Origin of the sequence: Streptomyces sp. DvalAA-43 (assembly GCF_900091725.1) — a bacterium.
GTDB lineage: Bacteria > Actinomycetota > Actinomycetes > Streptomycetales > Streptomycetaceae > Streptomyces > Streptomyces pulveraceus.
Genome location: NZ_FMBW01000044.1, coordinates 101768 through 121242 on the forward strand (window position 1 = coordinate 101768; position 19475 = coordinate 121242).

Below are 19475 nucleotides of genomic sequence, written 5' to 3' on the forward strand. Positions count from 1 at the left end.
CGGCTCTCGAAAGTGCGCGATGTCTGTCGATTCGGTCTTCCCACAGCTCGAAGCTCTGCTCCCGCATGTGCAGAAGCCCATCCAGTACGTCGGCGGTGAGCTCAACTCCACCGTCAAGCCGTGGGACGAATGCGACGTCCGCTGGGCACTGATGTACCCGGACGCGTATGAGGTCGGGCTCCCCAACCAGGGCGTCATGATCCTCTACGAGGTGCTCAACGAGCGCCAGGGCGTCCTCGCCGAGCGCACCTACAGCGTGTGGCCGGACCTCGAAGAGCTGATGCGTGAGCACAAGGTCCCGCAGTTCACCGTGGACAGCCACCGCCCGGTCAAGGCGTTCGACGTCTTCGGGCTGAGCTTCTCCACCGAGCTCGGCTACACCAACATGCTCACGGCCCTGGACCTCGCGGGCATCCCGCTGGAGGCCCGCGACCGTACCGTGGACGACCCGATCGTGCTGGCCGGCGGCCACGCCGCGTTCAACCCCGAGCCGATCGCCGAGTTCATCGACTGCGCGGTCATCGGCGACGGCGAGCAGGCCGTCCTGGAGATCACCGAGATCGTCCGCGCCTGGAAGGCCGAGGGCCGCCCCGGCGGCCGCGAGGAGGTCCTCTTCCGCCTCGCGAGGACCGGCGGCGTCTACGTCCCGGGCTTCTACGACGTCGAGTACCTCCCGGACGGCCGCATCGGCCGCGTCGTGCCCAACAAGTCGGGCGTGCCGTGGCGCGTGTCCAAGCACACGGTCATGGACCTCGACGAGTGGCCCTACCCCAAGCAGCCCCTCGTCCCGCTCGCCGAGACCGTCCACGAGCGGATGTCCGTCGAGATCTTCCGCGGCTGCACCCGCGGCTGCCGTTTCTGCCAGGCCGGCATGATCACGCGCCCCGTGAGGGAGCGAAGCATCACCGGCATCGGCGACATGGTCGAGAAGGGCCTCAAGGCGACCGGCTTCGAGGAGGTCGGCCTGCTCTCGCTCTCCTCCGCGGACCACACCGAGATCGGCGAGATCGCCAAGGGACTCGCCGACCGGTACACCGAGGACAAGATCGGCCTCTCGCTGCCCTCCACCCGCGTCGACGCGTTCAACGTGGACCTGGCCAACGAGCTGACCCGTAACGGCCGCCGCTCCGGACTCACCTTCGCCCCCGAGGGCGGCTCCGAGCGGATGCGCAAGGTCATCAACAAGATGGTCTCCGAAGAGGACCTCATCCGTACCGTCGCCACCGCGTACGGCAACGGCTGGCGCCAGGTGAAGCTGTACTTCATGTGCGGCCTGCCCACCGAGACCGACGAGGACGTGCTCCAGATCGGCGACATGGCGGTCAACGTCATCGCCAAGGGCCGCGAGGTCTCCGGCCAGAACGACATCCGCTGCACCGTCTCCATCGGCGGCTTCGTGCCCAAGCCGCACACGCCGTTCCAGTGGGCCCCGCAGCTGAGCGCCGAGGAGACCGACGCCCGGCTCACCAAGCTCCGCGACAAGATCCGCGGCGACAAGAAGTACGGCCGCTCCATCGGCTTCCGCTACCACGACGGTAAGCCCGGCATCGTCGAGGGCCTCCTCTCGCGCGGCGACCGCCGCGTCGGCTCCGTCATCCGCGCGGTCTACGAGTCCGGCGGCCGCTTCGACGGCTGGCGCGAGCACTTCAGCTACGACCGCTGGATGACCGCCGCCGAGAAGGCGCTGCCCGAGTACGGCGTGGACGTCGACTGGTACACCACCCGCGAGCGGACCTACGAGGAGGTCCTGCCCTGGGACCACCTGGACTCCGGCCTCGACAAGGACTGGCTCTGGGAGGACTGGCAGGACTCACTCGACGAGACCGAGGTCGAGGACTGCCGCTGGACCCCCTGCTTCGACTGCGGCGTCTGCCCGCAGATGGACACCAGCATCCAGATCGGCCCGACCGGCAAGAAGCTGCTGCCGCTGTCGGTGGTGAAGTAGCCGCCGCGGCCGGGTTGGTGACAGCCGCGTGACGAAGGCCCGGTCCGGGAAACTCCGGACCGGGCCTTCGCGTCATGTACGGCATGGACTACGGCAAGCACCAGGCCCCCGCGCGGTACGAGGCGGGCGAAGGCTGTCTGACCACGTTGATCCGGATCCCGGTGCGGATCGTGGTGCTGGTCGTCGTGCTGCCGGTGCGGATGGTCTGGGACGCCCTGGTGGTGGCGGGCCGCGCCGTCGACCGGGCGCTGCTGCGTCCGCTGGGACGTGCCCTGTCCTGGCTGTTCGGGACACTGGTGGTGATCCCCGCCGGCCGGCTGTACGCGTCGGTGCTCACCCCGCTCGGCCATGCGCTGCTGTGGCTGGCGGCGGCGGTCTTCGTGTGGCCGTGGGTCGCGCTGTGGCGGTATGCGGTGGTGCCGGGGGCGCGGTACGGGCTGGTGGTGCCGGTGGTGTGGCTGTACGCGTCGGTGCTCACCCCGCTCGGGCACGGGGTGCGGTGGGTGTACCGGGCGGTGCTCGTGCCTGCCGGACGCGGGATCCGGGCGGTCGTCGGCCAGGTGCTCACGGTGCTCCTCGTCCTCCCGGTGGCCGGGCTGTGGCGGTATGTCCTGGTGCCACTCGCGCTCGCCGCCGCCTGGCTGGCCGAGCACCTGGTCGTACGGTCGTCGGCCTGGCTGTACCGGGAAGCGCTCACCCCGCTCGGCCATGGCATCACCTGGCTGCTCGACCTGCTGGGACGCGGGGTCGCGGCGGCCGGGGCCGGTCTGTGGGCGGCGGCGGGGTGGCTGGTCGCGACCCTGGTGGTCGCTCCGCTCCGGTGGCTGTACCGGCGGGTCCTGGCCCCGGTCGGCCGGGAGATCGCCGAGGCCCTCGGCGTCGCCTGGCGCATCGCGGGGTACATCTCTCGGGCCGTCGGGCGGGCCATTGCCTGGCTGGCCCGGTATCTGGTCGTGGCGCCGGTGACCTGGGTCCACCGCACGGTCTGCACACCGATGGGGCATTTCCTGCGCGACCGGATCTGGGCCCCGGCCAAGAGGGGAGCCGTCGAGGCCGGGCGCGCGGCCCGGTCGGCGCTGCGCTCGGCGCGCGAGACCGTACGCCAGGCGCGCCGCGACGCATGGCGTGCGCTGGTCGGCGGGCCGGGGGCGCCCGAGCCCCGGGAACCGGGGAGGTCCCTTGCGCGTACTCTGGGTAGTACAACGACTGTGCCCAGCGCGGCGCCCGCATCAGAGGTCTCCTCGCCCGGAAAGCAAGACGCCGGGTGCGGGTGACCCGGACCGGACGCCCCGGGCCACCCGCATTTCGAGGGCGGCGTGCCACCACGCCCGCCCCGCACCGAGGAGAAGAACCACTGGGCAAGCGACAGCCCGAAGGCCCGCCGCCCGCACCGGCAGTGCAGCGCATCCGACTGCGCTACACGAAGCGCGGCCGCCTCCGGTTCACCAGCCACCGTGACTTCCAGCGTGCCTTCGAGCGGGCCCTTCGCCGCTCCGAGGTGCCCATGGCCTACTCGGCAGGCTTCACCCCGCACCCGAAGGTGTCGTACGCCAACGCCGCCCCGACCGGCACGGGCAGTGAGGCCGAGTTCCTGGAGATCGCCCTCACCGAGGCCCGCGATCCGGCCGTCCTGCGGGATCTGCTCAACGACTCCCTGCCGGACGGCCTCGACATCACCGACGCCGTGGAGGCCCGTACCTCGGGTCTCGCCGACCGGCTGACCGCCTCCGTCTGGGAGTTGCGGCTCGACGGGGTCACCGTGGCGGACGCCGCCGCGGCCGTGGCCGCCTTCGACGAGGCGGAGACCGTCGAGGTCCAGCGCCGCGGGAAGAACGGCATGCGCACCTTCGACGCCCGCGCCGCCGTGGTCGACCTGCAGGCCCTTGATCCACAGGCTGATAGGCCCGGGGACAAGCCCTGTGCGATACTGCGGCTGGTTGTTCGGCACGTGACACCTGCCGTGCGACCTGACGACGTCCTGTCCGGTCTTCACGTTGTGGCCGACCTGGCGCCGCCGGTCCCCGCAGCGGTGACCAGGCTGGCGCAGGGGCTCTTCGACGAGGAGTCCGGCACGGTGACCGACCCGCTCGCGCCCGACCGCGAGGCAGCCCCGGCCGCTCCACAGACGGCCGCCGGGACCGCCGTCGCGACGGCGCCGGAAGGTGCAGGTTCCGCGTAAGGCGGTCGTTGCAGCGCAGCCTTCGACCCGGGAGCCATCCGGTTCGGGCCGCGCGATGACCCATAAGACTTTCGCCAGGCCGTACGCACCACGCGTACGGAACCGGCGAGCCAGACATTGAGCTCCCGTGCGGCGCCCGCGCCCCGGACGGCGGAGCCGCGTATCTCACGCGGACCGTGCCGGACCGGAATCAGACGCGGCGCCCGGGAGCCTGACGGGAGAACCGCCCGCATGCCCCAGTCCAACGAACCCGGCACGACCGGGAACGCCGAAGAGAACAACGCCCCCGGCGACAAGCTGCCGCCGCGCCGCAGGCGCCGCGCCGCGTCCCGCCCGGCCGGTCCGCCGGTGGCGGACGCGCAGGGCACAGCCGCGGAAGCGGCCGCGCCGGCCATACCGGCCGCTGACGCCGCAGGGGCGGACAGCAAGCCCGCCGACGCCGCGAGCGCCGCGTCGGACGAGGCCGCGCCGCCCGCCCGTACGCGTCGTCGTGCGGTCCGCAAGGCGACGGCCCCGGCCGGTGCGCCGCAGGCCGCCGAGGCCGCCGAAGTGGTGGAGCCCGCAGTGAGCGCCGAACCCGAGCCCCGTGGCCGAGGCCCCGGCGGAGGCGGCGCCCGCCCGTACGCGTCGTCGTGCGGTCCGCAAGGCGACCGCTCCGGCCGGTGCGCCGCAGGCCGCCGAGGTCACCGGGACCGCCACCCCCGTCGCCGAGGCCGAGCCCGAGGCCCCCGCGGAGGCGGAGGCCGCACCCGCCCGTACGCGTCGTCGTGCGGTCCGCAAGGCGACCGCTCCGGCGGGTGCGCCGCAGGCCGCCGAGGCCGTGGAGATCGTGGCGGAGACACCGGCCGCCGTCGAGCCCGAGCCGGTCGTCGAGCCCGAGCCCGCCGCGCCGCGTGCCCGCTCCCGGCGCCGGGCATCGGCTCCGGCCGGTGCGCCGCAGGCCGCCGTCGCGCCCGTCGTGCCCGCCGAGGAAGCAGCCGCCGAGACCAGCGAGCCCACCGCCGAGGCCGTCGAGGCCCCGCGCGGTCGTCGTCGTGCGGTCCGCAAGGCGACCGCTCCGGCCGGTGCGCCGAAGGCCGCCGATGAGGCCGAGGAGACCGCACAGGGTCTGCCCGAGGCCGCCGCGGAGGAGCCCGCCGCCGAGCCCGCCGAGGCCGAGGACGCCGCACCGCGCGGCCGTCAGCGCCGCCGGGCCACCGCCGCCGCAGGCCGGCCGGAGTTCACCGGCAAGGCCGAGGAGCCCGTACGCAAGGGCCGTCGCGCCGCACGTCCCGCCGTGGCCGTGTTCCAGGCGCCGGTCTTCGCCGAGCCGATGTTCCAGACCCCGGAGACCGCTGCGGCGGCCGCCGCAGCGTCGCGCCACGCCGAGGTCGAGATCGAGGCCGACGCCGAGGCCGAGGAGGAGACCGAGACGGTCGAGGAGCCGACGGCCGCCGTCGAGACCCCGGCCGCCGAGGCCGCGCCGCAGGCCGGTTCGCGCCGCCGTCGCCGCCGTCGCGGTGAGGCCGCCGAGCCCGAGCAGGCCGCCGCCCCCGTGGCGGAGGAGCAGGCCGAGGAGGAGCCCGAGCCTGAGCACGAGGCCGAGGCCGACGCCGAGCACGAGGGCGACGAGACGGACGAGTACGGGGACCGGCCCTCGCGCCGTCGCCGTCGCGGAGGCCGTCGCCGCCGTCGTGGCGAGGCCAACGAGGGTGACGAGGCCGCGGAGCAGCACGACGAGGCCGCCGATCACGCCGAGGACGAGCAGGAGCGCGCTCAGGACTCCGAGGAGGAGGACGAGGAGCACGAGGCCTCCGCCGCCGGATCGAGCAGCAGCCGTCGCCGTCGCCGTCGTCGTCGTCGCAGCGGCGATGTCTCCGCCGACGCCGACAACGGCACGGACGACCCGGAGCGTACGGTCGTCAAGGTCCGCGAGCCCCGCAAGAAGGAAGAGCGGGAGCCCGGCACCGGTTTCGACGAGGTCCAGTCCATCAAGGGCTCGACCCGTATGGAGGCCAAGAAGCAGCGCCGCCGCGAGGGCCGTGAGCAGGGCCGCCGTCGCGTCCCGATCATCACCGAGGCCGAGTTCCTGGCCCGCCGCGAGGCCGTGGAGCGGGTCATGGTCGTCCGCCAGAGTGGCGAGCGCACCCAGATCGGCGTCCTTGAGGACAACGTGCTCGTCGAGCACTACGTCAACAAGGAGCAGGCCACCAGCTACGTCGGCAACGTCTACCTGGGCAAGGTCCAGAACGTCCTGCCGTCCATGGAGGCCGCCTTCGTCGACATCGGCAAGGGCCGCAACGCCGTGCTCTACGCCGGTGAGGTGAACTTCGAGGCGCTCGGCATGGCCCACGGGCCGCGCCGGATCGAGACCGCGCTCAAGTCCGGCCAGTCCGTCCTCGTCCAGGTGACCAAGGACCCGATCGGCCACAAGGGCGCCCGCCTGACCAGCCAGGTCTCGCTGCCCGGCCGCTACCTGGTCTACGTGCCCGAGGGCTCGATGACCGGCATCAGCCGCAAGCTGCCCGACACCGAGCGGGCCCGGCTGAAGACCATCCTCAAGAAGATCGTCCCCGAGGACGCGGGCGTCATCGTCCGCACCGCCGCGGAGGGCGCCAGCGAGGACGAGCTGCGCCGCGATGTCGAGCGGCTGCAGCAGCAGTGGGAGGACATCCAGAAGAAGGCGAAGAGCACCGGCAGTTCCAACGCGCCGACCCTGCTCTACGGCGAGCCGGACATGACCGTCCGGGTCGTCCGCGACATCTTCAACGAGGACTTCTCCAAGGTCATCGTCAGCGGCGACGACGCGTGGGAGACCATCTACGGCTATGTCTCGCAGGTGGCGCCCGATCTGACGGACCGCCTGTCGCGGTGGACCTCCGAGGTCGACATCTTCGCGACCTACCGGATCGACGAGCAGCTGATGAAGGCGCTGGACCGCAAGGTCTATCTGCCGAGCGGCGGCTCGCTGGTGATCGACAAGACCGAGGCGATGGTCGTCGTCGACGTCAACACCGGCAAGTTCACCGGCCAGGGCGGCAACCTGGAAGAGACCGTCACCAAGAACAACCTGGAGGCGGCCGAGGAGATCGTGCGCCAGCTGCGGCTGCGCGACCTCGGCGGCATCGTCGTCGTCGACTTCATCGACATGGTGCTGGAGTCCAACCGGGACCTGGTGCTGCGGCGCCTGCTGGAGTGCCTGGGACGCGACCGTACGAAGCACCAGGTCGCCGAGGTCACCTCGCTGGGCCTGGTCCAGATGACCCGCAAGCGGGTGGGCCAGGGTCTGCTGGAGTCCTTCTCCGAGACCTGTGTCCACTGCAACGGGCGCGGCGTGATCGTGCACATGGAGCAGCCGACCTCGGTCGGTGGCGGCGGCAACGGCAAGCGTTCCAAGAAGCGCGGCCGGGGCGGTGCGGACCACGAGCACGTGGCCGAGACCGAGGCCGTGGCAGAGGTCGAGACCGAGGCCGAGCTGGCTGCCGAGGTGGCCGCCCCGGTGGCGCTGCCCGAGCCGGAGTTCGTCCCGGACGAGGAGCTGTACAGCAGCCCGGCCGAGGCCGAGGCGGCCGCCACGCGCGGCCGTGGCCGACGCCGTGCGACCCGTAAGGCGACGGCCCCGGCCGGTGCCCCCAAGGCCGCTGCCGCTGCCGTCCAGGACGCCGAGCCGGAGCAGGTCGTGGTCGTTGAGCCCGAGCCGGCCGTGGCGCCGGAGCCGGTCGCCGAGGCCCCGGCCCCGGTGGTCGAGGAGGCTCCCGCTGCCGAGGCCCCCCAGGGCCGTACGCGCCGTCGGGCGACCCGGAAGGCGACCGCCCCGGCGGGCTCGCCCGCCCAGGCCGAGCAGGTCCCGGCCGAGCAGGTCCCGGCCGAGCCGGTCCGGGCCGAGCCGGTCGAGCAGCCGGAACCCGTCGCCGAGGCCGCGCAGCCCGAGGCCGCACCCGAGGAGGTGGCCCCCGAGGCCGCCCCGCCGCGTGCGCGTCGCCGGGTGACCCGCAAGGTCACCGCCCCCGCGGGTTCGCCCGCCGGAGCGGACGGCGCCGAGGTCGTCGTGGTGACCGGTTCGACCGAGCCGAAGCCCGAGGCAGAGGCGGCCGAGCCGGCCGAGGCGGAGGCCCCGGTCAAGAAGGCGGCCCGCAAGACCGCCAAGAAGGCCACCGCCAAGAAGGCGGCCACCACCAAGAAGACGGCCGCCAAGAAGACCGCCGCGAAGAAGACGACGGCCAAGAAGGCGGCGACGAAGAAGGCGGTCGCCGCGGAGCAGTCGTCGAAGCCCGCCGTCTCGGCCGACGCCGAGGCGTAGCCGGCAGGGCGACCCCGTACGGCCGCGGAGGCATCCTCCACGGCCGTACGGAGCGGTACGACGGCCGGTGGGCCACACCCGTGTCCGGGGTGTGGCCCACCGGCCGTTCCGGTCCGCCAGGACCCCTGTGACCGCGTCGGCGGCGGAAGCACGGGCGGCCGGGCAGGAATGAACGGGGGAGCGGTGGGGAAGGAGACAGGACCCGGTTTGACCCTCCGGACGGCGGCCCGTAACCTTGCCCTTCGGCGTGTTTCCATGCGCCTGTCCCTGAGCAACCCCCTCCCATCACAGGTGAGAGGCCGCTCGTCCATTCGGATCACCTCGGGCCCCGGCCCGTGTGAGCGGCTGGCATCAGGGGCTTCGTTCCGAGCGAGAGAGAGATCCGCGTGTACGCCATCGTGCGCAGCGGTGGCCGCCAGCACAAGGTTGCTGTCGGTGACATCGTTGAGGTTGACAAGATTTCCACTGCCCAGGTTGGCGACACGGTCGAGCTCTCGACCCTGCTCGTGGTCGACGGCGACGCCGTGACCAGCGACCCGTGGGTGCTGGCCGGGATCAAGGTCCAGGCCGAGGTCGTGGACCACCACAAGGGCGCGAAGATCGACATCCTTCGCTACAAGAACAAGACCGGCTACCGCCGTCGCCAGGGTCACCGTCAGCAGTACACGGCGATCAAGGTCACCGGTATCCCCGCGGCTGCGAAGTAAGGGACTGAGGAGACATGGCACACAAGAAGGGCGCATCGTCCACCCGGAACGGGCGCGATTCCAATGCTCAGCGGCTCGGCGTGAAGCGCTTCGGCGGTCAGGCCGTCAACGCCGGTGAGATCCTGGTCCGCCAGCGCGGCACCCACTTCCACCCGGGCACGGGCGTCGGCCGTGGCGGCGACGACACGCTGTTCGCGCTCGCCGCCGGTGCGGTCGAGTTCGGCACGCACCGTGGCCGCAAGGTCGTGAACATCGTTCCGATCGCCGGCTGATCTTCGGCGCTCGTCGAGCGGTTCTGCGGAGGCGGACCTCACTTCCCGTACGGGAAGCGGGTCCGCCTTTCGCGTGTTTCTCCCATGAGAGACGGCTTTCTCCTCCGTGGGGACAGCACGAGTGAGACATTTCTGCATGTATGTAACTGGAGGTTCCCACCATGACCACCTTCGTGGACCGCGTCGAGCTGCATGTCGCCGCGGGTAACGGAGGCCACGGCTGCGCCTCCGTACACCGTGAGAAGTTCAAGCCGCTCGGCGGTCCGGACGGCGGCAACGGCGGCCGTGGCGGCGATGTGACCCTGGTCGTCGACCAGGCGATCACCACGCTCCTCGACTATCACCACCACCCCCACCGCAAGGCCACCAACGGCCAGCCCGGCGCGGGCGACAACCGTTCCGGCAAGGACGGCCAGGACCTGGTCCTGCCGGTGCCGGACGGCACGGTCGTGCTCGACCGCGAGGGCAATGTGCTCGCCGACCTGGTCGGCCAGGGCACCACGTTCATCGCCGGACAGGGTGGCCGCGGCGGCCTCGGCAACGCCGCGCTGGCCTCCGCCCGGCGCAAGGCCCCCGGCTTCGCGCTGCTCGGCGAGCCCGGCGAGGCCCGGGACATCGTCCTGGAGCTCAAGACCGTCGCCGACGTCGCGCTGGTCGGCTACCCGAGCGCGGGCAAGTCCTCGCTGATCTCCGTTCTCTCGGCGGCCAAGCCGAAGATCGCCGACTACCCCTTCACGACCCTGGTCCCGAACCTCGGCGTGGTCACCGCGGGCAGCACCGTCTACACCGTCGCCGACGTCCCGGGCCTGATCCCGGGCGCCAGCCAGGGCCGCGGCCTCGGCCTGGAGTTCCTGCGGCACGTGGAGCGCTGCTCGGTGCTGGTGCACGTGCTGGACACCGCGACGCTGGAGTCCGACCGCGACCCGGTCTCCGACCTCGACACGATCGAGGAGGAGCTGAAGCAGTACGGCGGTCTGGAGGACCGGCCCCGCATCGTCGTCCTCAACAAGATCGACATCCCGGACGGCCAGGACCTCGCCGACATGATCCGCCCGGACCTGGAGGCACGCGGCTACCGCGTCTTCGAGGTGTCCGCGGTCGCCCGTACCGGGCTCAAGGAGCTCTCCTTCGCGCTCGCCGGCATCATCGCCGAGGCGCGCGCGGCCAAGCCGGTGGAGGTGGCGACCCGGATCGTCATCCGCCCGAAGGCCGTCGACGACGCGGGCTTCACCGTCACGCTGGAGGAGGACGGCATCTACCGGGTGCGCGGCGAGAAGCCGGAGCGCTGGGTGCGCCAGACCGACTTCAACAACGACGAGGCCGTCGGCTACCTGGCCGACCGGCTCAACCGTCTCGGCGTCGAGGACGCGCTGGTGAAGGCCGGTGCCCGAGCCGGCGACGGCGTCGCCATCGGTGCCGAGGACAACGCGGTCGTCTTCGACTGGGAGCCGACCCTGGCGGCGGGCGCGGAGATGCTCGGCCGTCGTGGCGAGGACCACCGGCTCGAAGCACCGCGCCCGGCGGCGCAGCGCCGGCGCGACCGCGAGTCGGAACGCGACGAGGCGCAGCGCGAGTTCGACGAGTTCAACCCGTTCTAGACGGGGCGACGGCTGCCGGAAGCGCGTCTTCCGGCGGCCGTGCACGCTCTCCGCGTCATACGTCCGGGGGAACCGAACCCGCTCAAGGGTGAATCATGCCGCTCACTCGTGTGGCGTCGGTCACCTGGCCGGGAAGCGTAGATTCCGGTATTCGCCCTGATCGCAAGGCAACAAAAGGTTTCGATACGGCATGCGGTGGCCGACGTCCACCTTGCGAGACGGTAACGGAGAGTGCAACCATCGCGGTATCTCCCAGCCCTCGCAAGGTAGGTCGTCTGTGTCTGCTCAGCACATAGTCAAAGCCCGAACCACAGCAGTCGTGCTCGCCGGCGGCACCGGCCAGCGCGTGGGTCTGTCCATTCCCAAGCAGCTGCTGAAGATCGCAGGCAAGGCTGTCATCGAGCACACACTGTCGATCTTCCAGCAGGCCGACTCCATCGACGACGTCATCGTGCTGATGGCCCCGGGCTATGTGCCCGACATCGAGAAGATCGTCGCCAAGGCCGGGCTCACCAAGGTCACCAGGGTGATCGAGGGCGGCGCCACGCGCAACGAGACCACCGAGCGCGCCATCGAGGCGCTCGGCGAGGGCCTGGCCGAGGGCGAGGACCGCAACGTCCTCTTCCACGATGCCGTGCGCCCGCTGCTCTCGCAGCGCGTCATCAAGGACTGCGTCGACGCACTGGACCGCTACCAGGCGGTCGACGTCGCCATCCCGTCCGCGGACACGATCATCGTGACCCGCACCCACGGCGGCGACGGCGAGTTCATCACCGATGTGCCCGACCGCTCCCGGCTGCGCCGCGGCCAGACGCCGCAGGCCTTCAAGCTCTCCACGATCCGCCGGGCGTACGAGGTCGCCGCGGGGGACCCGAACTTCCAGGCGACCGACGACTGCTCGGTCGTGCTGAAGTACCTCCCCGACGTACCGATCTACGTCGTGGCGGGCGACGAGTACAACATGAAGGTGACCCAGCCGGTCGACGTCTTCATCGCGGACAAGCTCTTCCAGCTGGCCTCCACGGCCGTTCCGCAGCCGACCGACGACGCCGCCTACCGCGAGCTGCTCACCGGCAAGACCCTCGTCGTCTTCGGCGGCTCGTACGGCATCGGCGCGGACATCGCGACGCTCGCCGAGTCCTACGGTGCCACCGTCTACGCCCTGGGCCGCTCCACCACCGGTACGCACGTGGAGAACCCCGAGCACATCGACGACGCGCTCTCCAAGGCGTACGCCGACACCGGCCGGGTCGACTACGTGATCAACACCGCGGGCGTGCTCCGCATCGGCAAGCTCGCCGAGACGGACACCGCGACCATCCAGGAAGCGCTCAACGTCAACTACCTGGCGCCCGTGCAGATCGCCCGCGCCGCGTACAAGTACCTCGCCGAGACCAAGGGCCAGCTGCTGCTCTACACCTCCAGCAGTTACACCCGGGGCCGCGCGGAGTACAGCCTCTACTCGTCCACCAAGGCCGCCATGGTCAACCTCACCCAGGCGCTCTCGGACGAGTGGGCGGCCGACGGTGTGCGGGTGAACTGCGTGAACCCCGAGCGCACCGCCACCCCGATGCGCACCAAGGCGTTCGGCGCGGAGCCCGCGGGCACGCTGCTCTCCTCCGAGGCGGTGGCCAGGACCTCGCTCGACGTCCTGCTCTCCGAGATGACCGGCCATGTCATCGACGTACGCCAGCAGGACCCGACCCGGGGCGCCTCCGAAGCATCCGGATTCGAGCAGGCGCTTGCCGCTGTCCTGGACCGACAGGCCGATGTGTAATACTGCTTGACAATCGACTATTCGGACCCCTGCAGTCGCCATGTGCGCACCGCAGGGGTCCGAATTCGTGAAGCTCAGCCTTCACATTCCCCTTGTAAGGTAAAAAGTCGGCACCCTCGGGAGCGGTACTTCGTGATTTCGAAAGCCATGCGCTTGGCTCGGGTGGGCAGCGGTTCGGAGCTGGCCGCCGCGCTCCTGGTGGCTCTGGGGTTCCCGTGCATAATGCTCGCGGCAATAATCCCCAATCTCTGGTTCTTCGCCGCGGCCACCGCGGTCACCTATCTCGCGGACCGGTATCTGCACCACTGCGGCAGCTACCTGATCAACCGGCTCGCCGCCGTCCGGGCAGGGCTCTCGATCCGCTTCCTGGTCCGGCAGCTGCTCCTCATCCTGCTGCTGTCCCGCATGGGATACGGCGAGGAGACGCTCTTCTACGTGACGGTCGCCTGTCTGCTGGCCTTCTACGGACTCCAGGCCCCGCAGAGCGCGATGGTCACCCTTGTCCGGCTGCGCCGTAAGCTTCCGGTCGTCACCCGCAACATCGACCTGGCGTCGGTGCGGATAGCGGACGCCCCGCCGCAGAGCCTGATGAGCAGGCCCGCGGAGAAGATGCTGCACCTGGACGTCTTCTCGATGGTGGGTGTGCTGGTCGCGATCGAGACCGGCAAGGAGGCCTTCGCGTACATCGGTCTCGGCCTCACGCTCGTGCTCGCCGTCTGCTACCTCGTGGCGCTGCTGCCGTACGTCCGGCCGAGCCGGCTCGTACCGCCGGAGACCAAGGTCCTCAACGCGGTGGGCGACTGGCTAGCCGAGTACCGGCCGACCGTGCTGCTGTACTTCTCCGGTTCCAAGGACTCCGCCTACCAGGCCAACATGTGGCTGGAGACGATGGCCCAGCTCGGCGGGCGGCCGATGATCCTGCTGCGTGAGCGCAACATCGTGCCGCAGCTCGCCACCACCTCCGTGCCGGTGCTCTGTGTGCCCGGCGGTGTGCACCTGATGAACCTGGACCTCTCGTCGGTACGGGTCGCGCTCTACGCGGCCAATGTCGGCAAGAACATCCACCTGCTCCGGGTGCCGACCATGAAGCACGTCTTCATCGGCCACGGCGACAGCGACAAGATCGCCAGTGTCAACCCGTACAGCAAGGTCTACGACGAGGTGTGGACCGCGGGCCGGGCCGGCCGCGACCGTTACGCGCTGGCCGATGTCGGTGTCCGCGACGAGGACATCGTGGAGGTGGGCCGCCCGCAGCTGGCCACCATCCGTTCCTGGTCCGGCACGCAGAACAACCCGATCCCGACCGTGCTGTACGCGCCCACCTGGGAGGGCTGGGACGACAACCCGGGCAACACCTCCCTGCTGCTGGCCGGCGAGAACATCGTCAGGCGGCTGCTGGAGGCCGAGCAGCCGGTCCGGCTGCTGTACAAGCCGCACCCCTTCACCGGCACCCGCAGCGCCAAGGCCAAGGCGGTGCACCTGCGGATCACCGCGATGATCGAGCAGGCCGCCGCCCGGCGCGCCACCGACCCCCGCTGGGCCGAGCAGTCGGCCGCGCTCCAGGGCGAGCAGGCCGCGGCACGGGCCGAGCTGACCCGTATCGAGGCACGGCTGGCCGAGCTGGCCGGCGGCGGGCGCACCGCGCGGGACGAGGCGGAGCTGTCCCGCGACTCGCTGGCCGACCCGGCGCGCGAGGCCGAGACGGCGCGGCTCAAGGACGAGTGGAACGCGGCGTCCTGGCGTGCGCAGGGCTGGTGGGAGCACCGGGTCATCACCGGCGCCCAGATGCGGCTGTACGACTGCTTCAACGAGTCGGACGCCATGGTCTCGGACATCTCCAGCGTGGTGTCCGACTTCATCGCGAGCGGCAAGCCGTACGCGGTCACGGACTCGGCCGAACTGGGCGAGGACGAGTTCCGCCGGCAGAACACCGCGGTGCGCGCCGCGGTGATCCTGTCCAACTCGGCGGCCGAGCTGGATGCCCTGCTCGCCGCGGTGACGGACCCGGCCGCGGACACCCTGGCGGAGGCCAGGCGTGAGCTGAAGCAGTACCTCCTCGGCCCGGACGAGCCCACCTCGATCGTGCAGTTCGACAGGGCCGTGACGGCGCTCGCGGCCAAGTCCGACGCCCGGAATGCCGGAGTGGCGAAGAGCCTGGGCGAACCCGTGGGTGGCTAGAAGTCGACCATTTGCATTACCCGATCGCGTAAGGCCCGGCATACCCCGCAAAGGGTTGTGCCGGGCCTTTGTGATGAGTGTCACCATTTGGCCGCGTGGCGACAGGCAACCAACGGACCGGGGTGACTGTCTTCTGTTTGTGTGAACCAGACGCAAATTCCTGACGTGACCGTGGTTGTCGGCGCATATGAGGCGATGCCCTACCTCATCCGCTGTCTCGAATCGGTGGAAGCACAGACCATCGGTGCCGACCGGATCGAAATCGTCGCGGTCGACGACGGCTCCACCGACGGCACGGGCGAGTACCTGGAAGAATTCGCCGCGAGGTCGAAGGTCCCGACCAGAGTCATCAGGCAGAAGAACTCCGGTGGTCCCAGCGGGCCGCGCAATGTGGGTCTCGGCCTGGCCCGCGGCCGCTATGTGTTCTTCCTGGACGCCGACGACTACTTCGGCGACGAGGCCCTGGAGCGGATGGTGACCATGGCCGACCGGGCGGGCACCGACGTGGTGCTCGGCAAGGTGGTCGGCGTGAACCGGGGGGCGCCGAAGTCGATGTGGGGGGCCACCAAGGAACGTGTCGACGTCTACAACTCCAAGGTCATTTACACCCTGAGTGCGCAGAAGCTCTTCCGGCGTGAACTCCTGGAGCGGCTCTCCCTGAGATTCGACGAGAATCTCAAAACCGGAGAGGACGCCCTCTTCACGATGGAGACATATCTGCGCGGCGCCGGGGTCTCGGTGATCTCCAATTACGTCTGCTATTACCTGGTGGGCCGTGACGACGGGAAGCACGTCACGAAGAGCGGCACTTATGTATGGCGCTTCGACTCGATGCGCGCCATGATGGCGCTGATTCACCGGATCGAGCCCGCGGGTCCGAAACGGGATTTCCTGATGGTCCGGCCCTTCACGGTCGGGACGCTCCAGCAGTTCGGCCCTGTTGTGCTCAAGGATTCCGAGGAAGTCCGGCGGCACAAGATGGAACTCGCGGCTCCACTCATGGAGACGTACTGGAACGACGGCGTCGCCCGGCTGATCAAGGTGCCCGAGCGGCTGCGTCTCGCCTGTGTGGCGCAGGGCAGGATGGACCTGCTCATCGAGATGGTGCGGTACGTCCGGGCGAAGACGGTCCCGGACGTGGTCAAGTCGCGCGACGGCCGGAAGCTCTACCTCGCGTACCCGCACTTCCGCGACAAGTCGGCCCGTCTGGCCGATTCCAACTACGAGGTCACCGTGCCGGACTGGCACGACGGCAAGCGCATCGAAGCGCCGAAGGCCGTCGCCCCTCGGCCCTCGCTGTCCCGGCGGGTGGTCGGCAGGATGCGCCGTGACGTGCGGCGATGGAAGAAGCGGCTGAACGCGGCGTAACGTCCCTTCACCCGCCGGACGTACCACGGACGGGTCGGTCGGACGGATTCACCCGAAAACGCAGAGAGAGGGTCGGTAAGGTCGCTTGGACATCGCGCCCGCGACAGGACCGACAGATCACCTTGGGGACTGGTCACGTGAAGGCTCTCGTACTATCCGGAGGGGCCGGCACCCGCCTGCGTCCCATCACGCATACCTCGGCCAAACAGCTGGTGCCCGTGGCGAACAAGCCCGTGCTGTTCTACGGGCTGGAGGCCATCGCGGAAGCGGGCATCACCGAGGTCGGCATCATCGTGGGCGAGACCGCGCCCGAGATCCGCGAGGCGGTCGGCGACGGGTCCGCGCTCGGCATCGAGGTCACGTACATCCCGCAGGACGAGCCGCTCGGTCTCGCCCACGCGGTGCTGATCGCCCGCGATTTCCTGGGTGACGACGACTTCGTCATGTATCTCGGCGACAACTTCATCGTCGGTGGGATCACCGGTCTGGTGGAGGAGTTCCGCGCGGACAAGCCCGATGCGCAGATCCTGCTGACCCAGGTGCCCAACCCGACGTCCTTCGGCGTCGCCGAGCTCGACGCCGAAGGACGGGTCGCGGCGCTGGAGGAGAAGCCGAAGGTCCCCAAGAGCGATCTGGCGCTCGTCGGTGTCTACCTCTTCACCCCGGCCATCCACGAGGCCGTCCGCTCGATCGAGCCGTCCTGGCGCGGCGAGCTGGAGATCACGCACGCCATCCAGTGGCTGATCGACCAGCGGCGCGACGTGCGCTCCACCACGATCCACGGTTACTGGAAGGACACCGGCAACGTCACCGACATGCTGGAGGTCAACCGGACCGTCCTGGAGTCCGTCGAGCCGTTCCACGAGGACGCCGAGGTCGACGAGGACAGCGAGATCATCGGCCGGGTGCGGATCGAGGCGGGCGCCAAGGTCAGCGGCAGCCGCATCGTCGGCCCCGCGATCATCGGCGCCCGTTCGGTGATCAGCGGCGCGTACGTGGGCCCGTTCACCTCGGTCTCGGAGGACGTCCGCATCGAGGACAGCGAGATCGAGTACTCCATCGTCCTGCGGGGCGCCTCCATCGCCGGAGTCCGCCGCGTCGAGGCGTCGCTCATCGGCCGTGACGTCGAAGTGACCCCCGCGCCCCGATCCCCGTCCGCCCACCGACTTGTGCTCGGCGACCACAGCAAGGTGCAGATCTCTTCATGACCACCAACATCCTGGTGACCGGCGGCGCCGGTTTCATCGGCTCGCACTACGTCCGTACGGTGCTCGGCCCCGAGGGCCCCGGCGACATCGCCGTGACCGTGCTCGACAAGCTGACCTACGCGGGCAACCCGGCCAACCTGGACGAGGTGCGCGACCACCCCGGCTTCCGGTTCGTGCAGGGGGACATCTGCGATCCGGAGCTGGTCGCCAAGCTGATGGCCGAGCACGACCAGGTGGTGCACTTCGCCGCCGAGTCGCATGTGGACCGTTCCATCGACGGCGGCGCCGAGTTCGTCCGTACCAACGTCGTGGGCACCCACACGCTGATCCACGCCGCGTACCTGGCGGGCGTCAAGACCTTCGTGCACATCTCCACCGACGAGGTCTACGGCTCGATCGACGAGGGCTCCTGGCCCGAGACCCACCCGCTGGCGCCCAACTCGCCGTACTCCGCGGCCAAGGCCTCCAGCGACCTGATCGCGCTCTCGTACCACCGCACCCACGGCCTCGACGTGCGGGTGACCCGTTGCTCCAACAACTACGGGCACCACCACTTCCCCGAGAAGGTCATCCCGCTCTTCGTCACCAACCTGCTGGACGGCAGGACGGTCCCGCTCTACGGCGACGGCGCCAACGTCCGCGACTGGCTGCACATCGACGACCACGTCCAGGGCATCGAGCTCGTCCGCACCAAGGGCCGGGCCGGCGAGGTCTACAACATCGGCGGCGGCACCGAGCTCTCCAACAAGGAGCTCACCGGCCTGCTGCTGGACGCCTGCGGCGCCGACTGGGACACCAGCGTCACCTACGTCGAGGACCGCAAGGGCCACGACCGCCGTTACTCGGTCGACTGCACCAAGATCCACGAGGAGCTCGGCTACGAGCCCCGCAAGGACTTCCGTACCGGCCTCGCCGAGACCGTGCAGTGGTACCGCGACAACCGCGCCTGGTGGGAGCCGCTGAAGGACCGGGCCGCGCTGTGAGCGCCGTCTGGCTGGTCACCGGAGCCGCCGGGATGCTGGGCCAGGACGTCCTGGCCCGGCTCGCCGGTGAGGACGTCACCGCGGTCGCCGCGGACCGGGCGGCCGTGGACATCGCCGAGCCCGGGTCGGTGCGGGCGGCCTTCGAGAAGCACCGCCCGGCCGTCGTGGTGAACTGTGCCGCCTGGACCGCGGTCGACGACGCCGAGTCCCAGGAGGACGCCGCGCTGCGGGTCAACGGCACGGGCCCGGCGGTCCTCGCCGAGGCCTGCCGCGAGCACGGCGCCGTGCTCCTCCAGGTCTCCACGGACTACGTCTTCGCCGGGGACGGCGTCGAGCCGTACGCCGAGGACGGCCCGACCGGGCCGCGCGGCGCCTATGGCCGCACCAAGCTGGCCGGCGAACAGGCCGTGCTGAGCACCCTGCCGGAGACCGGCTACGTGGTCCGCACCGCCTGGCTGTACGGCGCGGGCGGCGGAAACTTCGTCCGTACGATGATCAAGCTGGAGGGCGTCAAGGACACCCTCGACGTGGTGGACGACCAGCGTGGCCAGCCCACCTGGACCGTCGATCTGGCCGACCGGCTGGTCCGGCTCGGGCAGGCCGCCCTCGCGGGCACCGCGCCCGCCGGTGTCTACCACGGCACCAGCGGCGGCGAGACGACCTGGTTCGGCTTCACCCGGGAGATCTTCCGGTTGCTCGGCGCCGATCCGGAGCGGGTCCGTCCCACGACCAGCGAGGCCTTCGTACGGCCGGCCCCCCGGCCCGCGTTCAGCGTGCTGGGCCACGACCGCTGGGCCGTGGCCGGTATCGAGCCGGTCAGGGAGTGGCGGGAGGCGCTGGCGGAAGCGTTCCCGGCGCTTGTCGCGGCGGAGCGACGATGATCATCGATTGATCATACGGGTGATCAGATCTCGTCAAATTCCAAAGATATTTGAAACACGGGTTTACATGGGGGAGAACGCTTACGACATAGTGCGGTCA

12 protein-coding genes and 1 pseudogene are annotated in these 19475 nt (G+C 70.4%); all 13 read left to right on the forward strand.

Going from position 1 to position 19475, the window contains the following annotated elements; genetic code table 11:
• Positions 1-19 precede the first annotated feature (19 nt).
• The 13 genes and pseudogenes from GA0115234_RS17210 (at position 20) to rfbD (ending at position 19375) form a co-directional block, all read left to right on the forward strand.
• Positions 20-1945, forward strand: coding sequence for a TIGR03960 family B12-binding radical SAM protein (locus GA0115234_RS17210; protein WP_093542585.1), 1926 nt, complete (start codon positions 20-22; stop codon positions 1943-1945).
• Positions 1946-2028: 83 nt separating this feature from the next.
• Positions 2029-3219, forward strand: coding sequence for a hypothetical protein (locus GA0115234_RS17215; RefSeq protein ID WP_093543348.1), 1191 nt, complete (start codon positions 2029-2031; stop codon positions 3217-3219).
• Between the two features lie 122 nt (positions 3220-3341).
• Positions 3342-4124 (forward strand): TIGR03936 family radical SAM-associated protein, encoded by a 783-nt coding sequence (locus tag GA0115234_RS17220; protein ID WP_093542587.1) that lies wholly within the window; start codon positions 3342-3344, stop codon positions 4122-4124.
• A 231-nt stretch (positions 4125-4355) separates the two neighbouring features.
• Positions 4356-8403: pseudogene (locus tag GA0115234_RS17225) on the forward strand (Rne/Rng family ribonuclease).
• Positions 8404-8789: 386 nt separating this feature from the next.
• Complete coding sequence (gene rplU, locus GA0115234_RS17230) at positions 8790-9110, forward strand: 50S ribosomal protein L21 (protein ID WP_030921216.1); 321 nt, start codon at positions 8790-8792, stop codon at positions 9108-9110.
• 14 nt (positions 9111-9124) lie between these two features.
• Complete coding sequence (gene rpmA, locus GA0115234_RS17235; protein WP_018103204.1) at positions 9125-9382, forward strand: 50S ribosomal protein L27; 258 nt, start codon at positions 9125-9127, stop codon at positions 9380-9382.
• A 161-nt stretch (positions 9383-9543) separates the two neighbouring features.
• Positions 9544-10980, forward strand: coding sequence for a GTPase ObgE (obgE, locus tag GA0115234_RS17240; protein ID WP_093542589.1), 1437 nt, complete (start codon positions 9544-9546; stop codon positions 10978-10980).
• 277 nt (positions 10981-11257) lie between these two features.
• Positions 11258-12757: a bifunctional cytidylyltransferase/SDR family oxidoreductase gene (locus GA0115234_RS17245; RefSeq protein WP_093542591.1), complete on the forward strand. Its 1500-nt coding sequence runs from the start codon at positions 11258-11260 to the stop codon at positions 12755-12757.
• Positions 12758-12889: 132 nt separating this feature from the next.
• Entirely contained in the window at positions 12890-14935 is a 2046-nt protein-coding gene (locus GA0115234_RS17250; protein WP_093542593.1) for a hypothetical protein, read from the forward strand.
• A 195-nt stretch (positions 14936-15130) separates the two neighbouring features.
• Positions 15131-16303: a glycosyltransferase family 2 protein gene (locus GA0115234_RS17255; RefSeq protein WP_202553836.1), complete on the forward strand. Its 1173-nt coding sequence runs from the start codon at positions 15131-15133 to the stop codon at positions 16301-16303.
• Positions 16304-16440: 137 nt separating this feature from the next.
• Positions 16441-17511: a glucose-1-phosphate thymidylyltransferase gene (locus GA0115234_RS17260; protein ID WP_093542596.1), complete on the forward strand. Its 1071-nt coding sequence runs from the start codon at positions 16441-16443 to the stop codon at positions 17509-17511.
• Positions 17508-18494, forward strand: a complete 987-nt coding sequence (gene rfbB, locus GA0115234_RS17265) for a dTDP-glucose 4,6-dehydratase (protein WP_093542598.1) — start codon at positions 17508-17510, stop codon at positions 18492-18494. The genes GA0115234_RS17260 and rfbB overlap by 4 nt, the downstream gene beginning before the upstream one ends.
• A complete protein-coding gene (gene rfbD / locus GA0115234_RS17270; RefSeq protein WP_093542600.1) occupies positions 18491-19375 on the forward strand; it encodes a dTDP-4-dehydrorhamnose reductase in 885 nt (294 codons plus the stop codon). Before rfbB ends, rfbD begins: the two co-directional genes overlap by 4 nt.
• Positions 19376-19475: the final 100 nt, after the last annotated feature.

What these genes read in the sequence shown, in the direction of transcription:
- GA0115234_RS17210 (WP_093542585.1), top strand. Translation starts at nt 20, where the DNA reads ATGTCTGTCGATTCGGTCTTCCCACAGCTCGAAGCTCTGCTCCCGCAT.
- GA0115234_RS17215 (WP_093543348.1), top strand. Translation starts at nt 2,029, where the DNA reads ATGGACTACGGCAAGCACCAGGCCCCCGCGCGGTACGAGGCGGGCGAA.
- rpmA (WP_018103204.1), top strand. Translation starts at nt 9,125, where the DNA reads ATGGCACACAAGAAGGGCGCATCGTCCACCCGGAACGGGCGCGATTCC.
- obgE (WP_093542589.1), top strand. Translation starts at nt 9,544, where the DNA reads ATGACCACCTTCGTGGACCGCGTCGAGCTGCATGTCGCCGCGGGTAAC.
- GA0115234_RS17255 (WP_202553836.1), top strand. Translation starts at nt 15,131, where the DNA reads ATGCCCTACCTCATCCGCTGTCTCGAATCGGTGGAAGCACAGACCATC.
- rfbB (WP_093542598.1), top strand. Translation starts at nt 17,508, where the DNA reads ATGACCACCAACATCCTGGTGACCGGCGGCGCCGGTTTCATCGGCTCG.